The sequence below is a fragment of the Bradyrhizobium sp. 149 genome (genome assembly GCF_023073915.1).
In the GTDB taxonomy this organism is placed as follows: domain Bacteria; phylum Pseudomonadota; class Alphaproteobacteria; order Rhizobiales; family Xanthobacteraceae; genus Bradyrhizobium.
In genome coordinates this window covers 1,480,984-1,502,426 of record NZ_JADPKK010000022.1, presented here as the reverse complement: position 1 = coordinate 1,502,426, position 21,443 = coordinate 1,480,984, and the positions used below count along the sequence as shown (strand labels likewise).

Genomic DNA, 21,443 nt, shown 5'->3' with positions numbered 1-21,443 from the left:
ACCGGCGAGAGGAGCGTGCGCGGGAAATCAGCTGAACATCAACTCGCAAGACGGTCTTTACTCATTCGCAGGATGACCACCACACCCTCTTCCGACCAGTCAAAACTTACAGCGCCGCCAAGCTGGGCGGCCATACTTCGGTGCACCAACTGGCTTCCGAAGCCTTCGAGCTTTGTTGGAGCGACAACAGGGGGACCACCCCGTTCCGTCCACTTGACCGCGACCTCGTCCTCGTGGGCGTTGCACGATACGTCCAATGTGCCACTCGAAAGCGACAGCGCACCGTATTTCGCAGAGTTGGTTGCTAGCTCGTGCATCACCAAGGCGAGTGCTGTGCTGGAACCCTCTCCCACGTTCATCTTGGGGACCGAGACGCGAATACGAACGCTGGCTCCCTTCTCGTCGTACGGTGCAAGCAGAACAGAGATGAGGTCTCCAAGAAGCGTCCCGCCTCTATTTCGTCCTGGTACCGGGCGAACAAGGTCCTGAGCACGTCCAAGCGCGATCAGGCGACTGGTCAGTTCCTGGGCCATATCTTCTTTTGATGCTGCCGAGCGCGAGGTAATTTGCGTAAGCGCCGTTGCGACGGTGAGAAGGTTTTTCAGCCGGTGGCTCATCTCGCCCGCTAGTAGCTCGTTGGCTTCCTCAGCTTGCTTGCGTTGGGTCACATCCAGAAAAATACCGAACATGGTTCGATCCGCTATGTCGGCGTCGTCTCCTTGGCCCCGAGCGGAAATCCAACGGATATCGCTTCCGGTTAGAATACGAAAATCTATCTCGTAAGAGCCTACGACTGCGCGAGTGGCCGCAAATGCTGATCTGACCCTCTCGAGATCGGCTGGGTGGATGTTTTTGGAAAGTATCTCAAACGTAATTTTCTGCTCGCCCTTGGATACCTGCCAAAGGTCGTACGCGGGCTCATCCATGGTGATGGCGTCAGTGTCAACGTTCCAGGACCATAGAGCGACACCGGCGGCGCGAGTTGCAGCCCGGAGGTGTTTTTCGTGCCACAAGGGCATAGTCACGTGGCCAGGAAACATTGTGCTCTGCTTTCCTGCTTATCCAGCCAAATCGGCACCTCTGCCGACCGGCGATAGACAGATAGTATATCGCGTCGAGCTCTCTGGGGTAACTACGTCTTGCCAATGACGAGACTAGTACCAACTCGGTACCGCCGGTGCGTTTGGAAGTGACCAGACTGCCGCTTTCTCGCCAGCAATCCGCCTCAGGCGCCGGAGGTCTCTTGGGCGTGTTGTACGCCGGGGCTTTCCCTCCCATGGATCAACACGGCCTCGGCAGCGGCTTCGTCGATGGCCGCCATAACGTCAGCAGTTGCGGAATGATGAATCATGTGCCCCGCTCCGTCGATCCGGCGCAATTTGCTCTGCTTGACCTCGCCATGGAGCCTGACCGACTGCTTGATATCGATCAGACGGTCGCCCTGGCCCGCGACAATGATCGTCGGCATCTTGAGTTCTCCGTACGTCTTCGAGCCTAAGAATGCGGCGGGGATCAACATCGTCGCTTCGGCCGCCGCCGCCCGCATCTGTGACGGGCGGAGCGCCATTTCTTTCGGGAAGCCCGCGAACTTGTTCGGGACCAGCCGGGGGCCAAACAGCTTGCGCAGCAGCGCGGGCCACATCATCCGGCCGGCTAGCGGGGAAATAGTGTAGCTGATGACGTCCCCGAGCACCGGTATGGCGGAAAGCACCGACGCCGCGCTGTCCGAGCGGGGAGTTGGGAAATAATATCCCGAGGCCAGCACGAGAGCCTGCACGAACGAAGGATGTCTGATCGCCAGCGCAACCGCAACCGACGCTCCCCACGAATGACCCAAGACAATTGCTTGAGAGACGCCCAGTCGATCGAGCGCCTTCTTGAACAGGTCCGCCTGGGATTCCGGGGTCCAGACGACATGCCTCGGCCGCGAGCTATGCCCAAAACCCGGCCGATCGAACACGATGACCCTGTAGTTCTCGGCTGCGAGATCAATCAACCCACTCGAGTCGAAATCCTGGATCATGCTGCCGTTGCCGTGAAACAGAACCAGGGGTTTGCCTCTACCTCGTTCCAAATAGTGCAGGCGAACTCCCTCCATGTCGATGAACCGCCCCTGCGGAGGATTATCGCGTTGGGCCTTGCTCGCGAGCCGCCGGTTTACGATTGCGGTAGCTGCGAGGAGGGCACCTGCGGCTGCGAACGCGGTGGCACCCGGATGTCGCGTGAAGGTGGTCAGACAGTTGGACAGAAACGAGCCGGAACGTGTTCCTCGTGCAATCCGCATGTGCATTACCTCAGGTGGTCTGCACGATGCCCCATGCAAATGAGAAATGTTGCAGCCGAAGCAAACGGAGATGCAGGGGAGTTGGTTCCTTGATCAAAAGCAGACCTACGAGTCCGCGCGAGGGCCCCCGGCGAAGGGCCTCCGACGGTGGCAAACCCGCGCGTGCAATAGGGGACGAGTAGCCGATCACGGTGCCGTGTCAGGCTGTGCGGGCCATTTTGCCGCAAACCATCCTTTGGGAGTGCCGATCTAAAGCTGTGGGCCAGACAGTCTGACTTCTCGCTCAGCGCGTAGGACATTGCCATATAGGCTGCTGATCCATTGCCGTCCGCTCGAGGTTACATTCAAACAGCGGATCGCGGCCTGGATTTGGGGTGCAACCTTGGTCCAGTAGAATTGTGGGTATTTATACACCACATCCGCGGGCGTGGCGTATCCGAGCGATTTGTTGAGTCCGATCTCCTCGAATTCATAAAAGAGCGCATTTGATTTCTTCATGTAGTTTGGATCGCCGAGCTGACCAATCAGATCAGCGGCGCGCAGCAGCAAACCTTCCTCCTCGTCCAAGTCATCCTTGAGTTCGCTCGTTGGTGCGTCTGCATACGGAAAGCGGGTATATTCGATGGCCCTGGCAACGCGAGCAGCGTCGATGTGGTCGACTGCGTCGAGACGCTCCAGGGCGAACAATTTCGAACGGTCCACGTGATAGGGTGCAAGCGCTGCATCGGAGGAGCCGATCGGCAACTCAACCGTTCGGCCGGTGCTATCAACGACATAGGCTCCCTCTTGGTCTCCATGGATTATTCCCCGGACGTAGCCGATGTCGTGAATCAGACACGCCAGGATGAAGTGAGCATAATCGCTCGCCGTCGTTGGCCTCAGGAGGGAGCGGCCGATCAGAATGTCGTGCCCGACCAGCGTGACCAACATTGTGTGCTCGACGTTGTGGTATAATGCATCGCTGTTGCCGATACATTCCAGGGCCAGCTTTGCCGCGTAGGGGAGCAATTCCGGTAAGGTGGCATGCGACGAGCCGAAGCGGCCTCTTGTCTCCGAGATCAGGAACGCACCGAGCGCCTGGGACGTCAGTTCTGGAATCGTTATCACCGGCAAGCTCCTCACTTCGTCAGGGCACGGACCAATGCGATACCGACTTGGAAGTTGCTAGCGCGCGCCGCGACGCCAGGGCATCTGTCCTTAGCGCGCGGCGGCTTGCAGGACCGAGCGACTGTCGGATCGGTCAAGAACGCACTTCGAAGATCATGTTGAACGGCGTCTCGGTGGCGCGGCGGAAGCGCCTGAAGCCCGCTTCGGTCGCGACCTGACGCAATCTGCTTTCACCGGCCTGCGCGCCGAGCCCCAAGCCCACTTCCTGAGACAGTGATGCCGGCGTACAGATGAATGTCGAGGCGTGATAGTAGACGCATCCGACCGGGTTGAGATTGTCCTTGAGATTGTCATGAGCAAACGGTTCGACGATCATCCACGATCCATCCTTGGCTAGCGTTTCCTTGACATGCTTGCCTGCACCCACGGGATCGCCCATGTCATGCAGGCAATCGAAGAAGGCCACCAGATCGTAGTCCTTCGCTGGAAAGTCCTTGGCGCTGGCCTGCGCGAACGTGATGCGGTCTCCAACTCCCGCTTCTTGCGCCAGGACCTTCGCGCGTTCAATCGAAGGCTTGTGGTAATCGAACCCGAAAAACTCTGAATTGGGGTAGGCCTGCGCCATCACAATCGTAGAGGCGCCATGGCCGCATCCGACATCGGCCACCGTCACGCCGGCTTTCAGTTTCGCCTCGACACCCTCGAGCGTCGGAATCCAGTTCGAAACCAGATTGGCGTTATAGCCCGGCCTGAAGAAGCGTTCGGTGCCGGAGAAAAGACACTTCGAATGCTCGTGCCAACCAACGCCTTTCCCGGTTCGGAACGCTTCGGCCACCTTGGGTTCATCGAGATAGGTGGACTGCACGACATCGAATGCGCCGGCAAAGAAGGCTGGCGAACCCTCTTCGGCGAACGCCATGGCTTGCTCCGCCGAGAGTGAGAACGCATTCTTTTCCGGATGGTAGTCGATGTATCCGGAGGCGGCCTGCCCGGACAGCCATTCGCGCAGGTAACGCTCATGCAGGCCGGTCTTCTTCGCAAGCTCGGACGGAGTGATCACGGCACCGTCCGCCATCGCCTTGTAGAGCCCGAGGCGATCGCCGAGCAGTATGCTTGCGCCGCCAAGCGCGATGCCGAGGTCGCCAACCAGCTTTCCTACCAGCGCGTTCAGCTTTTCAGGGTTTGGTTCACGCATTGCAGCTTCCTCCTCTTTGAGAACAGCTTCATCGTTATCCAAAAAAGCCCAGGGCTAGCCGCGGATCGCAAGTGTGACAGGGGTTCACGTTCCGGCGAATAGCCGTGGGACGCTCGATGCCAGATTGGGTCAGAAGCGGTAACGTTTGATCGAGCCGCCGATTCTTGCCTGCAGCCCAGCAGCCGACATGCGCGGCCATATGGGCACGCGCAGGGCTAGCTTACACCAACCTGACGGGGTTAAAAGCGAAACCGGGCTCGCTTTTGTTCTGGCCGAAATCGTGCGGATGGTGGAAGAGATCGTAGATGCGGCGCGGGCCGTGCCTGCACCGGAGCATCCGACGGGAATGCCATGCGTCTACTGATCGTCGAGGACAATGCGGAGCTGTCGCGGCTCGTTGCAGGCGGGCTGTCGGCGGCCGGCTATGAGAGCGACATTGTCCGCAGCGCCGCCGAGGCGCGCGAGGCGGTGAGCAGCGTCAGCTATGCCGCCATGATCCTCGACCTCGGACTGCCCGACGGCGACGGCCTGTCGGTGCTGCGCGAGCTGCGCCGGCAGATGGAGCCGCTGCCGGTGCTGGTGCTGACCGCGCGCGGTGGCTTGCAGGATCGCGTCAACGGCTTGCGCAGCGGCGCCGACGACTATCTCGCAAAGCCGTTCGCGATGGAGGAGCTGGTGGCGCGGCTGGAGGCGATCTTGCGCCGGCCGGGTCAGTTGCTCGGCCGCTCGCTGCGCCTCGCCAATCTCGTCTACGACACCGAAAGTCGCCAGATCTTCGTCGACGACCAGCCGCGCATCATCTCCGCGCGCGAGACCTCGGTGCTGGAGATCCTGCTGCGCCGACAGGGGCGGGTGGTGCCGAAGAAGAATGTCGAGGATCACATTTTCGGGCTCGACGGCGAGGTCGCCTCCAATGCGGTCGAGGTCTACGTCTCGCGGCTGCGCAAGCAGCTCGCCGAGCACGGCGCCAAGGTCGTGATCCACACCATCCGCGGCGTCGGCTATCTCATGGCCGAGGAGAAGTAGCGTGGGCCAGATCGGATCCCGTGCCGGATTCCGCGCCGGGATCCATGCGAGGTCGCCGACGTTCAAATCGCTGATCTGGCGCATCGTGTTCCTGCACATCGTGGCGGTCGCGGTGGTCGCGATCTTCCTGCCGCTGGTGCTGTTCTGGCTGCTCAATTCCGAGATCGACCAGCTGCATCGCGATGCCATGCGCGCGCAGGCCGAGGTGTTGGCCGAGCGCATCGTTGCCCAGCCCGACGGCCTGTTGACGTTCAACCTCCCCGACAGCCTCAGGGGCCTCTATTCGGAGGCCTATGGTCGCTACCAGTACGACATTCGCGATGCCGAGGGACATCTGCTGTTCTCGTCGCGGCGCAAGACCGGCACGGCCGCAGCTGCGCCGCCGCTCTCCGAGACGATTTCCGGCGCCGGCGTCACCCGCGCCATCGACGGCAAGGTGATACGCATTCGCGTCGCGGAGGACCTCGCGCACCGCGACGTCATCATCGACGACATCGTGTCGAATTTCTTCCGGCGGGTCGGATGGATCACCATTCCGATCCTGCTGGTCCTGCTCGCCATCGACATCATCATCTTCCGCCGCGCGATCGCGCCGCTGTGGAAGGCTTCCGAGGAGGCGAGCAATATCGGCCCGGCGCGCACCGACATCCGCCTGCCGACGGAGCAGATCCCGCGTGAGATCATGCCGCTCGTCATCGCGGTCAACCAGGCGCTCGATCGGCTCGAGGACGGCTTTCGGGTCCAGCGGCAGTTCACCGCCGACGCCGCGCACCAATTGCGCACGCCGCTCACGATCCTGCGCACGCGGATCGAGACGCTGGGCGACGGCGCTGCACGGCAGGCGCTGCATGCCGACATCGAAGCCATGAGCCGCATCGTCGCCCAGCTGCTGGAGATCGCCGAGCTCGACACGCTGGTGCTCGATCCCGGCGAGACCGCGGATTTGCGCGCCGTTTGCGCCGAAGTGGTCGGTTCGATTGCGCCGTTCGCGATCGCGCAGCACAAGGACATTGCGCTGAGGGGCACCGAGGTGCCGGTGCTGATCCACGGCAATTCCGTGATGCTCCAGCGCGCGATCTTCAACCTCGCCGAAAACGCCATCAAGTTCACGGCGAAAGACACGTCGGTCGATGTCGATGTGAGCGAAGACGGTTCGGTGCGCGTGCGCGATTGCGGCCCGGGAATTGCGCAGGCCGAACGCGAATTGATCTTCCAGCGCTTCTGGCGCGCCGACCGCCAGCGCAGCGACGGCGCCGGCCTCGGGCTCTCGATCGTGCGCGCCGTCGCTGATGATCACGCGGCAACGGTTGCGGTGGAGAATCTTCCGGGCGGCGGGGCGCAGTTCACGCTGCGGTTCAGGCTGGCGGAGAAGTCAGGCGACGTTGATTTGAACGCGGTGCGGCACTGACGCGCCACTTTCTCCCACATCCGCCTTGGCCAAGGCTTCGACGGAGCGGAAGAAGGATGCCGCTATTTCAGCTTGCCGGTGGACAGATCCATGATCATGCGCGTGGTCAAATAAAGACGCGGCACGATGCTGCTGAGCTGCACATATTCGGCGTCATTGGAATGCGCGCCGAATCCCGACAGGCCCATGCCTTCCACCACGGCTCCTTTAGTCCTGAGGGCGGCAAAGGCGGCGTCGGTGCCGCCGCCGGTCGCCTTCTCGTCGACCTTGAGGGACAGCCCGAGTTCTTGGTAGATCGTCTTGCCGTAAGCTGCGACGCGACGTGAGGCGTCATTGGCTTCGAGCGGCGGACGACGCACCTCGAATTTCAGGTCGACTTTGGACTCGGGCAGCAGGTGATTCTTGATCTTCTCCTGCAGTGTCTTCTCGAGCTCGTCGAAATCCGCCACCTTGAGCGCACGGGCGTCGGCCTGGGCGGTAGCCTCGGCGGGGATCACGTTGCGGTTGGTGCCGGCCTTGGAGACCGTCCAGTTCAGTTTCAGGCCCTGCTCGGGTTTGGACAGGTCCTTCATCTGCAGCACCTGGTGCGAGAGTTCGTACAGCGCGTTGACGCCGCCCTCGGGCCGGGAGCCTGCATGCGACGACTTGCCCTGCACCGTGAGATAGGCCGAGCCGATGCCGCTGGTGGCGAGGCGCAGCGTGCCGTCGGTGCCGCCGCCTTCAAACGAGAACACCACATCCTGATCCGAGGCGAAGCTGGTGATGCTGCTGCGCCAGCCCGGCGAGGAGATCTCCTCGTCGCCGTTGGTGAGCACCGTGAGCGTGCCGTAATCCCGGAAGCCCAGCTTCTGCAGCAGCGCCACACTATGGAGGATGAGTGCGACGCCCTGCTTGTCGTCGGCAATGCCGAGGCCGTAGGCCTTGTCGCCGTCGATGCGGAACGGCTGATCCTTCAGCATGCCCTTCAGGTATACCGTATCCATGTGGGCGATCAGCATGATCTTCTTGCTGCCGCTGCCCTTGAAGACGGCGTGCACGGCAGGGCCGATCTTCTCGGGCGTGTCGTCGAGGCGATAGACGTCGGTGGGTTGCAGGATCTCCACCGTGCCGCCGAGCTGCTTGAGCTGGCCGGCAACGCGCTCGGCGATCCGGTTCAGGCCTTCGACGTCCTTGCTGCCGGATTCGATGTTGACGAGATCGCGTAGCGTGTCGAGCAACGGCTGCTGCTCCTTTTGCGCCAGCGCATGGATGTCGGCGATCGGCTCGGCATGCGCCATCGTTGCGGCATATGCCAGCCAGAGCGATGCGATCAGCGGGCGAGCGAGGGCGGGAACAAAGTGCGATCGAGGCATGCGCGGCGGCTCCGGGCTGGAGGATGGCCCGATATGCCCGCCTTTCCGGCGCTTGTCACGCGCCCGGCGCGTCGCTGGCCGTCTAGGCCTAAAGTCGCAGGACCGGATGGCGGGGAGCGGGACATTTTCTGTCCCTCACCATCGTCGGGATGGAAATCGGGCGGCACTTGTTCCATGCTGGCTCCAAGCCTCGGCAAGAAGGCCCATCCTCACAATCCATCAGGGTAGGAAATCATGAAAAGAAGAGATTTCATCAAGGTAACCGGGCTTGGTGCGGCGGGTGCCGCGACGCTCGCCGCTCCCGCGATCGCGCAGTCGATGCCCGAGATCAAATGGCGGATGCCGACGAGCTGGCCGAAATCACTCGACACGCTCTACGGCGGCGCCGAGATGATGGCCAAGATGGTCGCGGAAGCGACCGACAACAAATTCCAGATTCAGACATTTGCCGGCGGCGAGATCGTGCCGGGCCTTCAGGTGCTCGATGCCGTGCAGAACGGCACCTGCGAAATCGGCCACACCGCGTCCTATTATTATTTCGGCAAGGACCCGACCTTCACCTTCGGCTCGGCCGTGCCGTTCGGGCCGAACATGCGCATCAACCAAGCCTGGTACATGCTGGGCGGCGGCAGGGATATCCTCAACGAGTTCTACAAAAAGTACAACGTCGTCTCGCTGCTTGCCGGCAATACCGGCTGTCAGATGGGTGGCTGGTTCCGCAAGGAGGTCAAGACGCCCCAGGACTTCAACGGTTTGAAATTCCGCATCGGCGGCTTCGCCGGAAAGGTGATGGCCAAACTCGGCGCGGTGCCGCAGCAGATCGCCGGAGGGGACATCTATCCGGCGCTGGAGAAGGGCACCATCGATGCCGCCGAATGGGTTGGACCGTATGACGACGAGAAGCTCGGCTTCGTCAAGGTCGCGCCGCATTATTACTTCCCGGGCTGGTGGGAAGGCGGGCCGATGCTGCTCGCCTTCGTCAACCAGGACAAGTGGAATGCGCTGCCGAAGCACTATCAGAGCATCCTCGAGCAGGCGGGGCACTACGCCAACAACTGGATGATGGCGAAGTACGACCAAGCCAATCCACAGGCGTTGCGGCGCCTGCTCGCGGCCGGCGCCAAGCTGCATCCGTTCTCGCCGGAGGTCATGCAAGCCTGCTTCAAGGCCGCAAAGGAGCTGCACACCGAAGTCTCGGCCAGCAACGCGGACTTCAAGAAGGTGTATGAATCGCTGACCGCGTTCTCGAACAACGGATATCAGTGGTTCCAGGTCGCCGAAGTCGGCTATGACAATTTCATGGCACGCAACTCGCAGAGCTGATCGCCAGGCGCGATCGCCAAACGAAAAAACCCGGAGCGAAAGCTCCGGGTTCATTTTTGCGGGCGGGACGGGCGCGAGAGCATTATCGGTTCTGATTGAATCAGAACCGATAGCTCTAGATTCTTGTTTGACACGTTTTCTTCACGTGAACCGGTATCCACTTCGCTCGAAAACGCTCTATTGCTTCGGCTGGCCGAAGTCGAGCGGCGGCAGATCGATCTGCGGAATCTCGATCTTGATGCTGTTGGGATCGACGGTGGACTGCACGCCCTTGTAGTGCATCACCATCGACGGGAACATGATCACCAGCAGCACCATGACGACCTGGATGACCACGAACGGCACCGCGCCCCAATAGATCTGTCCCGTCGTGACCGGCTCCATGCGTTTGCCGGTGACGCGATCGGTATAACGTTCCTTTGGCGCGACCGAGCGCAAATAGAACAGCGCAAATCCGAACGGCGGGTGCATGAACGACGTCTGCATGTTGACGCCGAGGATGACGCCAAACCAGATCAGGTCGATGCCGAGATGCTCCGCCGCGGGCCCGAGCAGCGGGATCACGATGAAGGCGAGTTCGAAGAAATCGAGGAAGAACGCCAGCACGAACACGAACGCGTTGACGAAGATCAGGAAGCCGATCTGGCCACCGGGCAGGGAGGTCAGCAGGTGCTCGACCCAGACGTGGCCACTGACGCCGTAGAAGGTGAGCGAGAATACGCGGGCCCCGACCAGGATGAAGACGACGAAGGCGGAGAGCTTTGCCGTCGATTCGACCGCCTGACGAACGAGGTCCCAGGTCAGCCGCCGTTTCATGGCGCCGAGAATGAGGGCGCCAGCTGCGCCCATGGCGCCGCCTTCGGTGGGCGTCGCGACGCCGATGAAGATCGTGCCCAGCACCAGGAAGATCAGGAACAGCGGCGGCACCATGACGAAGGTGGTTTGTTGCGCCATCTTCGAGAGGAAACGGAAGCCCGTGAGCTTGTCGATGGCCCAGTTCGCGAGGGCGACGAAGAACGCGAAGAGGATGCCGAAGAACATGCTGAGCACGACGAAGTCCGCGCCGTGAGTCTCCGAATTCCGCATCATGAACCAGCCGAACACGCAGCTGGCGAGGAACAGCACGCCAAGCGACTTCAGACCTCGGTCGCCGCTCTCCTCGCGGAAGCCGATAGCTTCCTTCGGCAGGCCCGGGGCGGCGTTCGGGAAAATCAGGGTGACGAGAAAAGCGTACCCCGCGTAGAGGCCTGCGAGCACCAGGCCCGGAATGAACGCGCCCTCATACATGTCGCCGACGGACTTGCCGAGCTGGTCCGCCATCACGATCAGGACGAGTGAGGGTGGAATGATCTGCGCCAGCGTGCCGGAGGCCGCGATGATGCCGGTCGCCACGCGGCGGTCATAGCCGTAGCGCAGCATGATCGGCAGTGAGATCAAGCCCATCGAGATCACCGAAGCTGCCACGACGCCGGTCGTCGCCGCAAGCAGGGCGCCGACGAACACCACCGCGTAGGCGAGGCCCCCGCGGATCGTGCCGAACAACTGGCCGATGGTGTCGAGCAGATCCTCGGCCATGCCGGAACGCTCGAGCACCAGTCCCATGAAGGTGAAGAAGGGAATGGCGAGCAGCGTGTCGTTGTTCATGACCCCATAGACGCGCTCCGGCAGGGCCTGGAGAAAGTCCGGGTGGAATTGCCCGAGCTGAACGCCGATGATGGCGAAGAACAGGCCGACGGCGCCGAGCGAAAATGCCGCCGGATAGCCGAGCAGCAGCACGACGACGAGCGTCGCGAACATGATAGGCGCCATATTGGCGATGAGAAACGCGGTCATGACTTCCCCCTAAACCGTCGCCAACGGCTACTTCTTTTCGATCGCTTCAACGAGGTGCTCGACTTCGGCCTCCAGTGCGGACACCTGCGACTCGTGAGGATCCGGGATCATGCCGCGCATGATCGCAATTCGCTTGATCAGCTCGGAGATGCCTTGAACGAACAGGAGGGCGAAGCCGACCATGATCAGGGCTTTTGCGGGCCATTGCGGCAGGCCGCCAGCGTTGCCGGATTGCTCGTTGATCTGGAGCGAGCGCAGGAAGAAGGGAATTCCCGTGACCATCATGACGACGGTCAGCGGAATGAGGAAGAACAGGTGACCGATCAAGTCGATGACGTTGCGCGCCTTCTTCGGCATCATGCTGTTGAAGATGTCGATCCGGATGTGCTCGTTATCGAGCAGCGTCCAGGACGCGCACAGCAGGAACACGATGCTGAAAAGCACCCATTGCAGCTCGAGCCACGAGTTGGAGGAGGTGTCCAACGTTTTTCGAATGATCGCATTCAGCGCCGAAATGACGACGGCGAGCAGGATCAGCCAAGCCAGACGCTTGCCGGTCCAACGTGTGAACGCGTCAATTCCATTGCTCAGCTTCAGGAGCGCTTGCAAGATTGGTCCTCCCCGATATGCCCCGGCCGTCTTGACTGCGCCGAGTGGCGCGTTGGCTTGTCTCGCCGCGCAGGCATGAGGCTGCCGCACCAAACCAGCGAGCGTGCCGCCAGTCAATCGGAAGTTTGTTGATAGTTAAGGGGAATAAGCCGCGGCCGGCCAGCCGATGCTAGCCGCCGGTGACGCTCATGTGCCGGGAGACGCTGGGGCGGTCGTGCCGGCGGTCGATGATGAAGTCGTGGCCCTTGGGCTTGAGCCCAATGGCGCGGTCGATCGCATCCGCAAGCAGCGAATCGTCTTCCGATGCACGCAGAGGTTTGCGCAAGTCGGAGGCATCCTCGTGGCCGAGGCAGGTGTGCAGCGTTCCGGTGCAGGTAACACGCACGCGGTTGCAGGATTCGCAGAAATTGTGGGTCATCGGCGTGATGAAGCCGAGCTTGCCGCCGGTCTCGGCGACGCTGACATAGCGCGCCGGCCCGCCGGTGCTCTCGGCCAGATCCGTCAGCGTGAATTGCTGGGCGAGGCGCGCGCGCACCAGCGACAGCGGGAGATACTGGTCGATCCGTCCCGATCCGATCTCGCCCATCGGCATGACCTCGATCAGCGTCAGCCCCATGCCTTTGCCGTGGACCCAGCGCATCAGGCCCGGAAGTTCGTCCTCGTTGAGGTTCTTCAGCGCCACAGCGTTAATCTTGACCGCCAGGCCCGCAGCGCGTGCGGCCTCGATGCCTTCCAGCACCTTGTCCATCTCGCCCCAACGGGTGATCTCGCGAAACTTTTGCGGGTCCAGCGTGTCAAGCGAGACGTTGATGCGGCGGACGCCGCAATCGGCGAGCTCCTTTGCGTGTTTCGCAAGCTGGGTGCCGTTGGTGGTCAGCGTCAGCTCGCTCAACGCGCCGCTCGAAAGATGCCGCGACAGCGAGCGCACCAGCGTCATCACGTTGCGGCGGACCAGCGGTTCGCCGCCGGTGAGGCGGAGTTTCTTTACGCCCTTGGCGATGAAGGCCGAACAGAGCCGGTCAAGTTCCTCCAGCGTCAGCAGGTCCGCCTTGGGCAGGAACGTCATGTCTTCCGACATGCAGTAGAAGCAGCGCAGGTCGCAGCGGTCGGTGACTGACACGCGCAAATACGAGATGGTCCGTCCGAACGGATCGGTCATCGCGCTCGACAGCGCGGCGCGGGGGTTCGCGGAAAGTCCGTTCATACCAAATGCCTTGTCACTTGCGGCGACGGGCGCAGCTTTGCTTCAGCGGTGCCATGGAAGCAATCTAAGCATCGGAGGCGTCAGAGACAATTGGGGGATAACGGAGGTCAGCGCTTGCCCGCGTTCGGATCGGGGAACGGCGAGCCCGCGGCCGGTGCGGCGGCAGCCGCCGGGGCAGCGGCGGGCGCCGCCGGTTTCGGCTTCTTCGGCCGGTGCGGCTTGCGGACCGGTTTTGGCGTGGCCGGCTGGAGTTCCGCGAAAACCGGGTTCGGATCGGTGGTGACCGAGGCGAGCGTAGTGAAATCGCCGGGATTCTTGATGACGTTCACCGGCACGCTCGCCGGCTGGTATTTTGGCAGCGCGAAAGCGACCGTGAAGGAGGGCGTCGGGGGCGGGAACCGAGACGGAGCAGGGGGTCTTGCAGCCCGCACCCAGCGAGGTCGTGGCGTCAGCACCCGCGGGATTGGATTCGAGCCGGATCTGGACGGTCGGCGGCGCCGATTTGAACATGTCCCAAGACATCGAAGAGCAGCCGGCAAGACTTGTTGCCCCAGGAGGGTTGCCCCAGCTAACGCAATCGCGATGACACGACGCATGACCATCCACTTTTACTGCGACGAACCGCCACATCCCCGGGCAAACTTAGGGGCGTCGTTCCGAGCGAGCAACCGGCGGGCCGCGCATAGTTAGTAGATGGTTAACGCAGGGTTCCGCGAAATAACAAAGCTATATCAGCGATTTGAGAGGCGTCTGCGCAGTCATCAGGCTGCTGACGGCGGCTGGCAGGTCGCGCATGTGATGGATCAGCCGGTCCGGCTTCAGCTCGGCGATCGGCACATCCGTATAGCCGAAGCTGACCCCGATCACGGGAACTCCGGCGCGGCGGGCCACCCCGACATCGGGTCCGGCGTCGCCGACCATGATGCTGGTTTTGACCTCGCCGCCGGCCCGCGCCACCGTTTCGCGGAAAATGGTCGGATCGGGCTTCTGGACGCCAAAAGTGTCGGCGCCGCAGATCGCCGTGAAGCGCCGGCTCAGGTCGAGCTGGTCCAGCAGCCGCTTCGACAGCCATTCCAGCTTGTTGGTGCAGACCGCGAGGCGATGGCCCTGGGCGGCAAAATGGTCGAGCGCGGCCTCCAGCCCCTCGAAGGGCCGGGATTCGACGGCGATATGGTCGGCGTAATAGGCGATGAAGTCGGCCGTCAGTCGGTCCATGTCGGCGGGCATGACGCTGCGACCCTCGGCCTCCAGTCCCCGCTCGATCAGCTTGCGGGCGCCGGCGCCGATCATGTTGCGGGCCGAGGCCATCGGCACGGGCGGCAGCCCTTCGCGGTCGAGCACGTAATTGAGCGCGGTGATCAGGTCGGGCGCCGTATCCACAAGCGTGCCGTCGAGATCGAAGACGATGGTGTGGGAGGAGGTCATGGTCCAGCGCTACCGGCCCGGCCTAGCCCGCGCAAGGGCCGAAGCCATAAGATCACCTTATAAGATCGTCTCAAAAGGCCTGTGCCCCAGACCCTGTTCTCCGATGGAAAACGAGGCTACACAGGCCGCCGCGAGCCTTTCCGGCAGCACACGCGTAATTCAGGGGCGGGCGCAAACGTGAATATGGACCAGTTGAAGCGGCAGGCGGCGGCGCGCGCCCTCGCGGATGTCCGTGACGGCATGCAGCTCGGGCTCGGCACCGGCTCGACCGCAAAACATTTCGTCGAGCTGCTCGGTGAGCGGGTCCGCGCCGGGCTCAAAGTGATCGGCGTGCCGACCTCGGAGGCGACGCGCCTCGATGCGTTGCGCTGCGGCGTGCCACTGACCACACTGGACGAGATCGATCATCTCGACATTACCGTCGACGGCGCCGACGAGATCGATCCCGAACTCAATCTGATCAAGGGCGGTGGCGGTGCGCTTTTGCGCGAGAAAATCGTGGCGGCCGCCTCGGATCGCATGATCGTGATTGCCGACGACACCAAATGGGTGCCGACACTGGGCCGCTTTCCGCTGCCGGTCGAAGTCATCCCGTTCGGGCTCGGCGCAACGCGTCGCGCGATCGAGAAGGCGTTTGCGCAATGCGGCGTTTCCGGGCAGATGGCGGTCCGCAAGGGCACGGACGGCCACGTTTTCGTCACCGATGGCGGCCACTGGATCGCCGATGCCCAGCTCGAAAAGATTGAGGATCCCGCCCGCCTCGCCACGGCGTTGAGCGCGATCCCCGGCGTCGTCGAGCATGGTTTGTTCATCGGCTTGGCCAGCTCGGCTGTTTTGGCGGGTGGCGAGGGAATTCGCGTGATTGAACGGCGAAAGCCGAAAGGAGACTAGGAATGAAGAGTGTTTTCAGATTCTTGCCGGCCGCGACCCTTGCTGTGGGACTGGCCTTCTGCGCGGTCCCGGTCGTGGCTCAGCAGCCGGCCAAATCGTCGCCGGCAGCGGTCGCGGCGGCCAAGGAGATCCTCACGATTAAGAACGCCAGTGCGATGTACGCCAACGCCGTGCCCGGCCTGGTCGATAAGACCAAGATCGCGCTGATCCAGCAGAACCTCAACTACCAGAAGGATCTCACCGAGGTCGCCGGGATCGTCAACCAGCAGCTGACCGGCCGCGAAAAGGAGATCGGTGAAGGTATGGCGCAGGTCTATGCCAGCGAGTTCACCGAGCAGGAACTGAAGGACCTCGTCACCTTCTACAAGTCGCCGCTGGGCAAGAAGCTGATTGAAGCCGAGCCGCGCGCGATCGGGCTGAGCATGGCTTTCATGAACTCCTGGGCCCAGAACTTCTCCGAGACCGTGATGGGGGCCTTCCGCGCCGAGATGCGCAAGCGTGGCAAGGAGATCTGACAGTTCCTATCTGATGAGAGATCTTTGAAAGAGGTCGGAGTGGACAATGGCTGAATTCGACGTCGACCTCTTTGTCATCGGTGGCGGTTCGGGCGGCGTGCGTGCCGCCCGCATCGCGGCCGGTTACGGCGCCCGTGTGATGATCGCGGAAGAGTACCGCATGGGCGGGACCTGTGTGATCCGCGGCTGCGTGCCGAAGAAGCTGTTCGTGATCGGCTCGCATTTCCGTCATGAGATCGAGGACGCCGCCGGTTTTGGCTGGACCGTTCCGCCCGCCAGCTTCGACTGGCCGACGCTGATCGCCAACAAGGACAAGGAGATCGCGCGTCTGGAGGCGGCCTACACCGCCAATGTCGAGAAGTCGGGCGCGCAAATCGTCAAGAGCCGCGCGCTGATCGAGGACAAGCACACCGTCCGCCTGCTCGAGAACGATCGGAAGATCACCGCAAAGTACATTCTGATCGCCACCGGCGGCGCGCCCAATCACGGCGCTTCGATTCCCGGCATCGAGCACGTGATCTCCTCCAACGAGGCGTTTCACCTGACCAAGCTGCCGAAGAGGATCGTGATCCAGGGCGGCGGCTATATCGCGCTGGAATTCGCTGGCATCTTCGCCGGCTTCGGCTCCGACGTCACCGTGATCTATCGCGGCGACAACATCCTGCGCGGCTTTGACGAGGACGTTCGCACGCACGTCCGTGCCGAGATGGAGAAGCAGGGCATCACCATCCTCACCGGCTGCACGGTGACGAAAGTCGATCGGCACGGCGAGGAATTCACCACGCATCTGTCGAACGGATCGAGCCTCGCCTCCGACCAGGTGATGTTCGCGATCGGCCGGCATCCTGCGGTGGCCAACCTCGGTCTGGAGAAGGCCGGCGTCGCCATCAACCCGAAGAATGGCGGCATCGCGGTCGACCATTTCTCCAAGAGTTCTGTCGACAGCATCTATGCGATCGGCGACGTCACCCACCGCTTCAACCTGACGCCGGTCGCGATCCGCGAAGGTCATGCGTTCGCCGACACCGTATTCGGCAAGCGCGAGGTGCAGGTGGATCACGCCAACATCCCCACCGCCGTGTTCTCGCAGCCGGAGGTCGGCACCGTCGGCCTCACGGAGACCGAGGCGCGCGCGCAATTCAGCCAAGTCGACATTTACAAGACGACGTTCCGCCCCATCAGGGCGACGATGTCGGGCCGCGATACCCGCGTGCTGATGAAGCTCGTCGTCGACGGCTCGACCGACCGCGTGCTCGGCTGTCATATCGTCGGCGATGCCGCGGCCGAGATCACGCAAGCCGTCGCGATTGCGGTGAAGATGAAGGCGACCAAGGCCGATTTCGACGCGACGATCGCGCTGCATCCGACCGCGGCCGAGGAGCTCGTCACCATGCGCACCCCGACCGCCCGCCACGTGCGTCAGGCGGCGGAGTAACCCCGCTCAGCCGTAGAGATACCCCACCGGCTTGCCCTCGGTCCGCAGGGGACGGATGTCCTTCTGCGTGATAATTTGACCGGCGAGGCCGTCGATCTCGTCGCGTTGCGTCGGCGTCCAGCTGCGGAGGTCGTTCATGCCTGTGAGAAGGCCGAGCCGAAGGACCTGCGTGTTCTCACCGACACCTGTGAGACAGATCGCGTTCTTGCCCGCCGTCACCACGTCGCCGGCCGCGAGCTCGAAAGTCTCACCAGCCTTGTTCCTGAATTCGGCCGTGCCGCGAATGACGCGATAGATTGCAACCTCGCCCTTGGCAAAACTGGCGGCGTCCGCGGCTGTCGATGTGCTCTTCGGCAAAAGTGACTGGCCACGCGGGTCGGTCGCGATGATGTGGCCGGTGACGAGATGGCCGCTCGGAGCCTCGATCCCGATATCGCGCACAAAGATTGGCATAGGCGATTTGACCGGGCCGTCGGTCAGCGGCTTGAACAGCGCGTCGAGCGCCAAGGGGTCCTGAAGCCAGAAACCTGCATCGACCGGGCGATCGTGCAGAGAGTGGCTCCAGGCCACACGCGGCGTCTCGGCTTCGTCTATCTGGTCCGGACCGACGATGGTCGGATTTGGAAAAGTCGTCGGATCAGTGATGAAGGCTTCGAGGAATTTGCCCGAATAGCCCATGGAGATCGGATCCGGCACCACCGTCTGCGGCGTCTTCAGGTTCTCTTCGGTCGACAGTCCCGACCAGGTGTAGAACAGCTGGCGGTGCACGATCGCACTTTGCAGCATCACCGCGCCGGGGCCGACATTGTAGAAGCGCCCGTCATAGTCGAAGGTGAACACGCCCGAGGTGACCAACACGAGCTGAAAGCCGCCCGGCGGAAGATGCAGGTGAAAATCGGTAGGGCCGGTGTCCGGACGGTAGATCGGCAGATTGGTCGCGACTTCGTGCAGCAGGAAGGTTTCGTTGTTGGCGTGAAAGCCTTCGTTGGCGCGATTGTAGAGTGCTTGCGGCCGGTACGTCGCCTCGAACTTCGCATTCCGGTCGCGATCGATCGCCACGAAATCCTGAGCGTTGAGGCGAAGGGGCGCGCCGTCCGGACGGGTGAGGCCGGTGAATTTGAGATCGCCGGCGGCATGCACGTTCATGGCATTGTCCGATCTGGGCCGCTCACCCGGTTTCTCGGCGCACGCAATTTGCTGCTCCATTCGTGGGGGAGCAGGGAATCAGGCCTGATGCTGCCTTGCGATTTTTGGGCCAGTCGGGGCGCCGCGCGGCACGCAGGCTCTCCGGCCCGCCGCCAGCGGAGGAAAAATCGAGGTTGCACCTGAGGTTAGATGACACGCTTCGCCAGCCTGCATGGCCATATTCGCCAATTCTGCAAGCCTGGTGACGAGACGTGTCTTGTCTAATTTGTCGGCATTCTGGCGCGGACGTGCAGCCGCGTGGATCATTAAATGCCGGCGGCCGGGTGTCTGAAGCCGTTCATTCGAAGGATCGACGGACGGTCCGATCGGGCTTGCCGTACGGGCTGTCAGCCCACTTCGCCATGTCCACTGCACGCGCGTCGATGAGTTCGCACCACAGGCAGCTGAGCTCCGCACGTCCTTTGGCCGAGAGCATCGGAATGAGTCCATGACCGCAGCCAGCGCAACATTTGACCGGATTCATGCCTTCTCTCCGCGACCTTCCGAATTCAGGAACGACATTGCTGCTCCTGAAGCTTGCGCGGGCGCTATGACGGCGCAGGGACGCCTGCGGCCGGGACGCTCGTCCCCGAGACGGTCGCGTCTGCGATCCAGCGCGACACGGCGGCGATGTCCTCCCCATTGTCGCGGAAGGCGCGAAGCTGGAATTCAGCCGAGCTGCCACGCTCGACAATGGTGCGGCAGTGTTCGACCTCGTCGGCGCAGTTCAGCGCGGCTGCGTCCCCGGCGACGTCGTCGATCACGCGGGAGAGCAGCTCGGAGATCGTGACCGGCCCGTCCTTGGAGGCAAAGATGCAATCGGTGCCGTAGCGCTGGGCGCGCCATTTGTTCTCCACCGCAATCGCGCGTTCGACCGCGGTGATCTGTTTCGACAGATGAGGCCGCAGGTAGAGATAGCGGGTCAGGCAGCGATAGAGCGAGGCAATGGCAACGGCATCGTCGACGAAGGTGCAGGTATCGGGCGCGCGCAGCTCGAGGGTCGGGTGCTTCATCGACGGGCGCATCGCCCACCAGATGTGGCTTTCATCCGGAATCACGCCGGAGCGCTGCAACGCGCCGACATATTCGTCGTAATCCTGCCTGCTCTCGAACAATTCGGGCAGGCCGGTGCGCGGCAGCTCGGAATAGGCGGCGAGCCGATAGCCCTTCAGTCCGGTCTTGTGTGAATTCCAGAACGGGGAGGAGGCCGACAGCGCGATGAACAGCGGCAGATGCGGCAGCATCGCTCGCATCACCGCCATGCGCTTTTCGGGATCGGGCAACTGGACGTGCACATGCATGCCGCACATCAGGTTGCGGTGGCCGATGCTGCGCAGATCCTCGATCATCTCCTCGTAGCGCGGCTTGGGGCTCGGCTGTGACATGCGCCAGACCGCCGTCGGATGCGTGCCGCAGGCCATGATCGCGAAGCCGTATTGTGCCGCGACGTTCGCGACTTCGCGGCGCAGGAAGCGAAGCTCTTCGCGCGCGTCGGTGACGTCGACGTGAACGTTGGTGGCGACCTCGAGCTGGGACTGCAACATCTCCCGCATCGCCTGGCCGCCGGTCGACCAGTTCGCCGATTCGAACAGTGCGTTGGGAGTTTCGATCGCAACTTCGAAAGTTCGCCGATCAGCGAGGAAGTATTCTTCCTCGATACCGAACGAATATTCCGCCGCCTTGCCGCGTCCGCCGGCCGAGCGAATGACGAGGTGCTGCTTGTCGTCCGAGGAATCGAGCCGCAGCAGTTTCAAAACGTCTGAAGCAAATGTCATCGTCCCGCCCGGCGAAAGTACTACCTGCGGGCGATAATCCTTCTGGCAGGGGCCGGTTCCGCGTCGGCCACACTGGAAATTGCAAGGTCGAACGGAACAATCTTCGCGCTCTCGGACGCGCGCGCGACCAGCGCGTGATTCGCGGGCACTTCCGTCCAGTCCGTTTCCTTGTCGAACGGCTCGGACGCGACGATGACCTGGCCGCCAGCCTCGCGGAAATAGAGCGTGTTGGCGGCGTCGTTGACGGCAACCCGGAAGGCATAGAGATCCCGGCCGTTGGCGATGGCGCTGGTGAAGCGTAGCCGCTCACGAAGCTCGCCTTCGTTGACGAGGCCGACGAGGGATCGCAGCACACGATGCGTTGCGCCGAGCGGATCGGCCTCGAGACCCGCGCCCATCATGGCGAGAAACACCGCTTCCGAATCGGTCGTGCCTGTCCGCGAGGGGTAGTAGGCATCGGGGATCAGCGCCTCGACCTTGCGCCGCAGGCGATTCCAGCTTCCGACGAAGCCGTTGTGCATGAACATCCACTGGCCGCAGGCAAAGGGATGACAATTCTGCCGCGTCACCGCCGTGCCGGTGGCGGCGCGCACATGGGCGAAGAACAAATGCGAGCGCAGATGGCGGCAGAGGTAGCGGAGATTCTCGTCCGACCAGGCCGGGCGTGTTTCACGATAAAGCCCAGGCTCCGGATGCTCGCCGTACCAGCCGAGACCAAAGCCGTCGCCATTCGAGCCCGCCGTCGACTGGAGCGAGCGGATGCTCTGCGCGATCAGCGAATGCTCTGGCTCGGTGACGTAGGGCTCGAAAGACGTGGTCTCGCCCCGGTATGCGATCCATCGGCACATGAGGGTTCCTGTCAGGCGGTGAATGCAT

General features: G+C 62.5%; 18 protein-coding genes and 1 pseudogene. 6 read left to right on the top strand and 13 right to left on the bottom strand.

Going from position 1 to position 21,443, the window contains the following annotated elements; genetic code table 11:
* Positions 1 to 38: 38 nt before the first annotated feature.
* From IVA88_RS24900 to IVA88_RS24885, 4 genes are all read right to left on the bottom strand, one after another.
* Positions 39 to 1,019: a sensor histidine kinase gene (locus IVA88_RS24900; protein ID WP_247500406.1), complete on the bottom strand. Its 981-nt coding sequence runs from the start codon at positions 1,017 to 1,019 to the stop codon at positions 39 to 41.
* A 206-nt stretch (positions 1,020 to 1,225) separates the two neighbouring features.
* The gene (locus IVA88_RS24895; RefSeq protein ID WP_247499794.1) at positions 1,226 to 2,284 is read right to left on the bottom strand and encodes an alpha/beta hydrolase; all 1,059 of its coding nucleotides are present in this window, start codon (positions 2,282 to 2,284) and stop codon (positions 1,226 to 1,228) included.
* Positions 2,285 to 2,533: 249 nt separating this feature from the next.
* Positions 2,534 to 3,391 (bottom strand): metal-dependent phosphohydrolase, encoded by an 858-nt coding sequence (locus IVA88_RS24890; RefSeq protein WP_247499793.1) that lies wholly within the window; start codon positions 3,389 to 3,391, stop codon positions 2,534 to 2,536.
* 133 nt (positions 3,392 to 3,524) lie between these two features.
* Positions 3,525 to 4,586: a class I SAM-dependent methyltransferase gene (locus IVA88_RS24885; RefSeq protein WP_247499792.1), complete on the bottom strand. Its 1,062-nt coding sequence runs from the start codon at positions 4,584 to 4,586 to the stop codon at positions 3,525 to 3,527.
* A gap of 351 nt (positions 4,587 to 4,937) precedes the next feature.
* Between IVA88_RS24885 and IVA88_RS24880 the strand changes: the two genes are divergently transcribed.
* On the top strand, positions 4,938 to 5,612 hold the full coding sequence (locus IVA88_RS24880; RefSeq protein WP_247499791.1) for a response regulator transcription factor: 675 nt from the start codon (positions 4,938 to 4,940) through the stop codon (positions 5,610 to 5,612).
* A 1-nt stretch (position 5,613) separates the two neighbouring features.
* Positions 5,614 to 7,020, top strand: coding sequence for an ATP-binding protein (locus IVA88_RS24875; RefSeq protein WP_247499790.1), 1,407 nt, complete (start codon positions 5,614 to 5,616; stop codon positions 7,018 to 7,020).
* A gap of 62 nt (positions 7,021 to 7,082) precedes the next feature.
* Here IVA88_RS24875 and IVA88_RS24870 read toward each other — a convergent pair whose 3' ends face one another.
* Positions 7,083 to 8,372 (bottom strand): M20/M25/M40 family metallo-hydrolase, encoded by a 1,290-nt coding sequence (locus IVA88_RS24870; RefSeq protein WP_247499789.1) that lies wholly within the window; start codon positions 8,370 to 8,372, stop codon positions 7,083 to 7,085.
* Between the two features lie 234 nt (positions 8,373 to 8,606).
* On the opposite strand from IVA88_RS24870, the gene IVA88_RS24865 reads away from it, so the two are divergent.
* Positions 8,607 to 9,695, top strand: a complete 1,089-nt coding sequence (locus tag IVA88_RS24865) for a TRAP transporter substrate-binding protein (RefSeq protein ID WP_247499788.1) — start codon at positions 8,607 to 8,609, stop codon at positions 9,693 to 9,695.
* A gap of 177 nt (positions 9,696 to 9,872) precedes the next feature.
* On the opposite strand, the gene IVA88_RS24860 is transcribed toward IVA88_RS24865, so the two are convergent.
* From IVA88_RS24860 to IVA88_RS24840, 5 genes and pseudogenes are all read right to left on the bottom strand, one after another.
* The gene (locus tag IVA88_RS24860; protein ID WP_247499787.1) at positions 9,873 to 11,528 is read right to left on the bottom strand and encodes a TRAP transporter large permease subunit; all 1,656 of its coding nucleotides are present in this window, start codon (positions 11,526 to 11,528) and stop codon (positions 9,873 to 9,875) included.
* A 27-nt stretch (positions 11,529 to 11,555) separates the two neighbouring features.
* A complete protein-coding gene (locus IVA88_RS24855) occupies positions 11,556 to 12,137 on the bottom strand; it encodes a TRAP transporter small permease subunit (RefSeq protein WP_247499786.1) in 582 nt (193 codons plus the stop codon).
* Positions 12,138 to 12,306: 169 nt separating this feature from the next.
* Positions 12,307 to 13,341, bottom strand: coding sequence for a GTP 3',8-cyclase MoaA (gene moaA, locus IVA88_RS24850; RefSeq protein WP_247499785.1), 1,035 nt, complete (start codon positions 13,339 to 13,341; stop codon positions 12,307 to 12,309).
* A gap of 107 nt (positions 13,342 to 13,448) precedes the next feature.
* A pseudogene (locus IVA88_RS24845) lies at positions 13,449 to 13,937 on the bottom strand (hypothetical protein).
* Between the two features lie 130 nt (positions 13,938 to 14,067).
* On the bottom strand, positions 14,068 to 14,766 hold the full coding sequence (locus IVA88_RS24840) for an HAD-IA family hydrolase (protein ID WP_247499784.1): 699 nt from the start codon (positions 14,764 to 14,766) through the stop codon (positions 14,068 to 14,070).
* Between the two features lie 177 nt (positions 14,767 to 14,943).
* On the opposite strand from IVA88_RS24840, the gene rpiA reads away from it, so the two are divergent.
* From rpiA to gor, 3 genes are read left to right on the top strand one after another with little or no spacing between them, the layout of a single operon-like run.
* Entirely contained in the window at positions 14,944 to 15,657 is a 714-nt protein-coding gene (rpiA, locus tag IVA88_RS24835) for a ribose-5-phosphate isomerase RpiA (RefSeq protein ID WP_247499783.1), read from the top strand.
* Positions 15,658 to 15,659: 2 nt separating this feature from the next.
* Positions 15,660 to 16,172 carry a DUF2059 domain-containing protein gene (locus tag IVA88_RS24830; protein WP_247499782.1) on the top strand — a complete coding sequence of 171 codons (513 nt, stop codon included), beginning with the start codon at positions 15,660 to 15,662 and terminating at the stop codon, positions 16,170 to 16,172.
* Between the two features lie 46 nt (positions 16,173 to 16,218).
* Positions 16,219 to 17,607: a glutathione-disulfide reductase gene (gene gor / locus IVA88_RS24825; protein WP_247499781.1), complete on the top strand. Its 1,389-nt coding sequence runs from the start codon at positions 16,219 to 16,221 to the stop codon at positions 17,605 to 17,607.
* A gap of 6 nt (positions 17,608 to 17,613) precedes the next feature.
* Here gor and IVA88_RS24820 read toward each other — a convergent pair whose 3' ends face one another.
* The 3 genes from IVA88_RS24820 to IVA88_RS24810 all read right to left on the bottom strand — a co-directional run bounded on the left by IVA88_RS24820 (position 17,614) and on the right by IVA88_RS24810 (position 21,415).
* Complete coding sequence (locus IVA88_RS24820) at positions 17,614 to 18,753, bottom strand: glucuronate isomerase (RefSeq protein WP_247499780.1); 1,140 nt, start codon at positions 18,751 to 18,753, stop codon at positions 17,614 to 17,616.
* Positions 18,754 to 19,340: 587 nt separating this feature from the next.
* Positions 19,341 to 20,567, bottom strand: coding sequence for a carboxylate-amine ligase (locus IVA88_RS24815; RefSeq protein ID WP_247499779.1), 1,227 nt, complete (start codon positions 20,565 to 20,567; stop codon positions 19,341 to 19,343).
* Between the two features lie 20 nt (positions 20,568 to 20,587).
* On the bottom strand, positions 20,588 to 21,415 hold the full coding sequence (locus tag IVA88_RS24810; RefSeq protein WP_247499778.1) for a class II glutamine amidotransferase: 828 nt from the start codon (positions 21,413 to 21,415) through the stop codon (positions 20,588 to 20,590).
* Between the last annotated feature and the right edge of the window lie 28 nt (positions 21,416 to 21,443).

Excerpts from the sequence above, each read along its gene's own strand:
- IVA88_RS24840 (WP_247499784.1), bottom strand. The coding sequence starts at position 14,766 with ATGACCTCCTCCCACACCATCGTCTTCGATCTCGACGGCACGCTTGTG.
- IVA88_RS24810 (WP_247499778.1), bottom strand. The coding sequence starts at position 21,415 with ATGTGCCGATGGATCGCATACCGGGGCGAGACCACGTCTTTCGAGCCC.
- moaA (WP_247499785.1), bottom strand. The coding sequence starts at position 13,341 with ATGAACGGACTTTCCGCGAACCCCCGCGCCGCGCTGTCGAGCGCGATG.
- IVA88_RS24860 (WP_247499787.1), bottom strand. The coding sequence starts at position 11,528 with ATGACCGCGTTTCTCATCGCCAATATGGCGCCTATCATGTTCGCGACG.
- IVA88_RS24830 (WP_247499782.1), top strand. The coding sequence starts at position 15,660 with ATGAAGAGTGTTTTCAGATTCTTGCCGGCCGCGACCCTTGCTGTGGGA.
- IVA88_RS24870 (WP_247499789.1), bottom strand. The coding sequence starts at position 8,372 with ATGCCTCGATCGCACTTTGTTCCCGCCCTCGCTCGCCCGCTGATCGCA.
- IVA88_RS24815 (WP_247499779.1), bottom strand. The coding sequence starts at position 20,567 with ATGACATTTGCTTCAGACGTTTTGAAACTGCTGCGGCTCGATTCCTCG.
- IVA88_RS24865 (WP_247499788.1), top strand. The coding sequence starts at position 8,607 with ATGAAAAGAAGAGATTTCATCAAGGTAACCGGGCTTGGTGCGGCGGGT.
- IVA88_RS24900 (WP_247500406.1), bottom strand. The coding sequence starts at position 1,019 with ATGCCCTTGTGGCACGAAAAACACCTCCGGGCTGCAACTCGCGCCGCC.
- IVA88_RS24820 (WP_247499780.1), bottom strand. The coding sequence starts at position 18,753 with ATGAACGTGCATGCCGCCGGCGATCTCAAATTCACCGGCCTCACCCGT.
- IVA88_RS24885 (WP_247499792.1), bottom strand. The coding sequence starts at position 4,586 with ATGCGTGAACCAAACCCTGAAAAGCTGAACGCGCTGGTAGGAAAGCTG.
- IVA88_RS24895 (WP_247499794.1), bottom strand. The coding sequence starts at position 2,284 with ATGCGGATTGCACGAGGAACACGTTCCGGCTCGTTTCTGTCCAACTGT.
- gor (WP_247499781.1), top strand. The coding sequence starts at position 16,219 with ATGGCTGAATTCGACGTCGACCTCTTTGTCATCGGTGGCGGTTCGGGC.
- IVA88_RS24880 (WP_247499791.1), top strand. The coding sequence starts at position 4,938 with ATGCGTCTACTGATCGTCGAGGACAATGCGGAGCTGTCGCGGCTCGTT.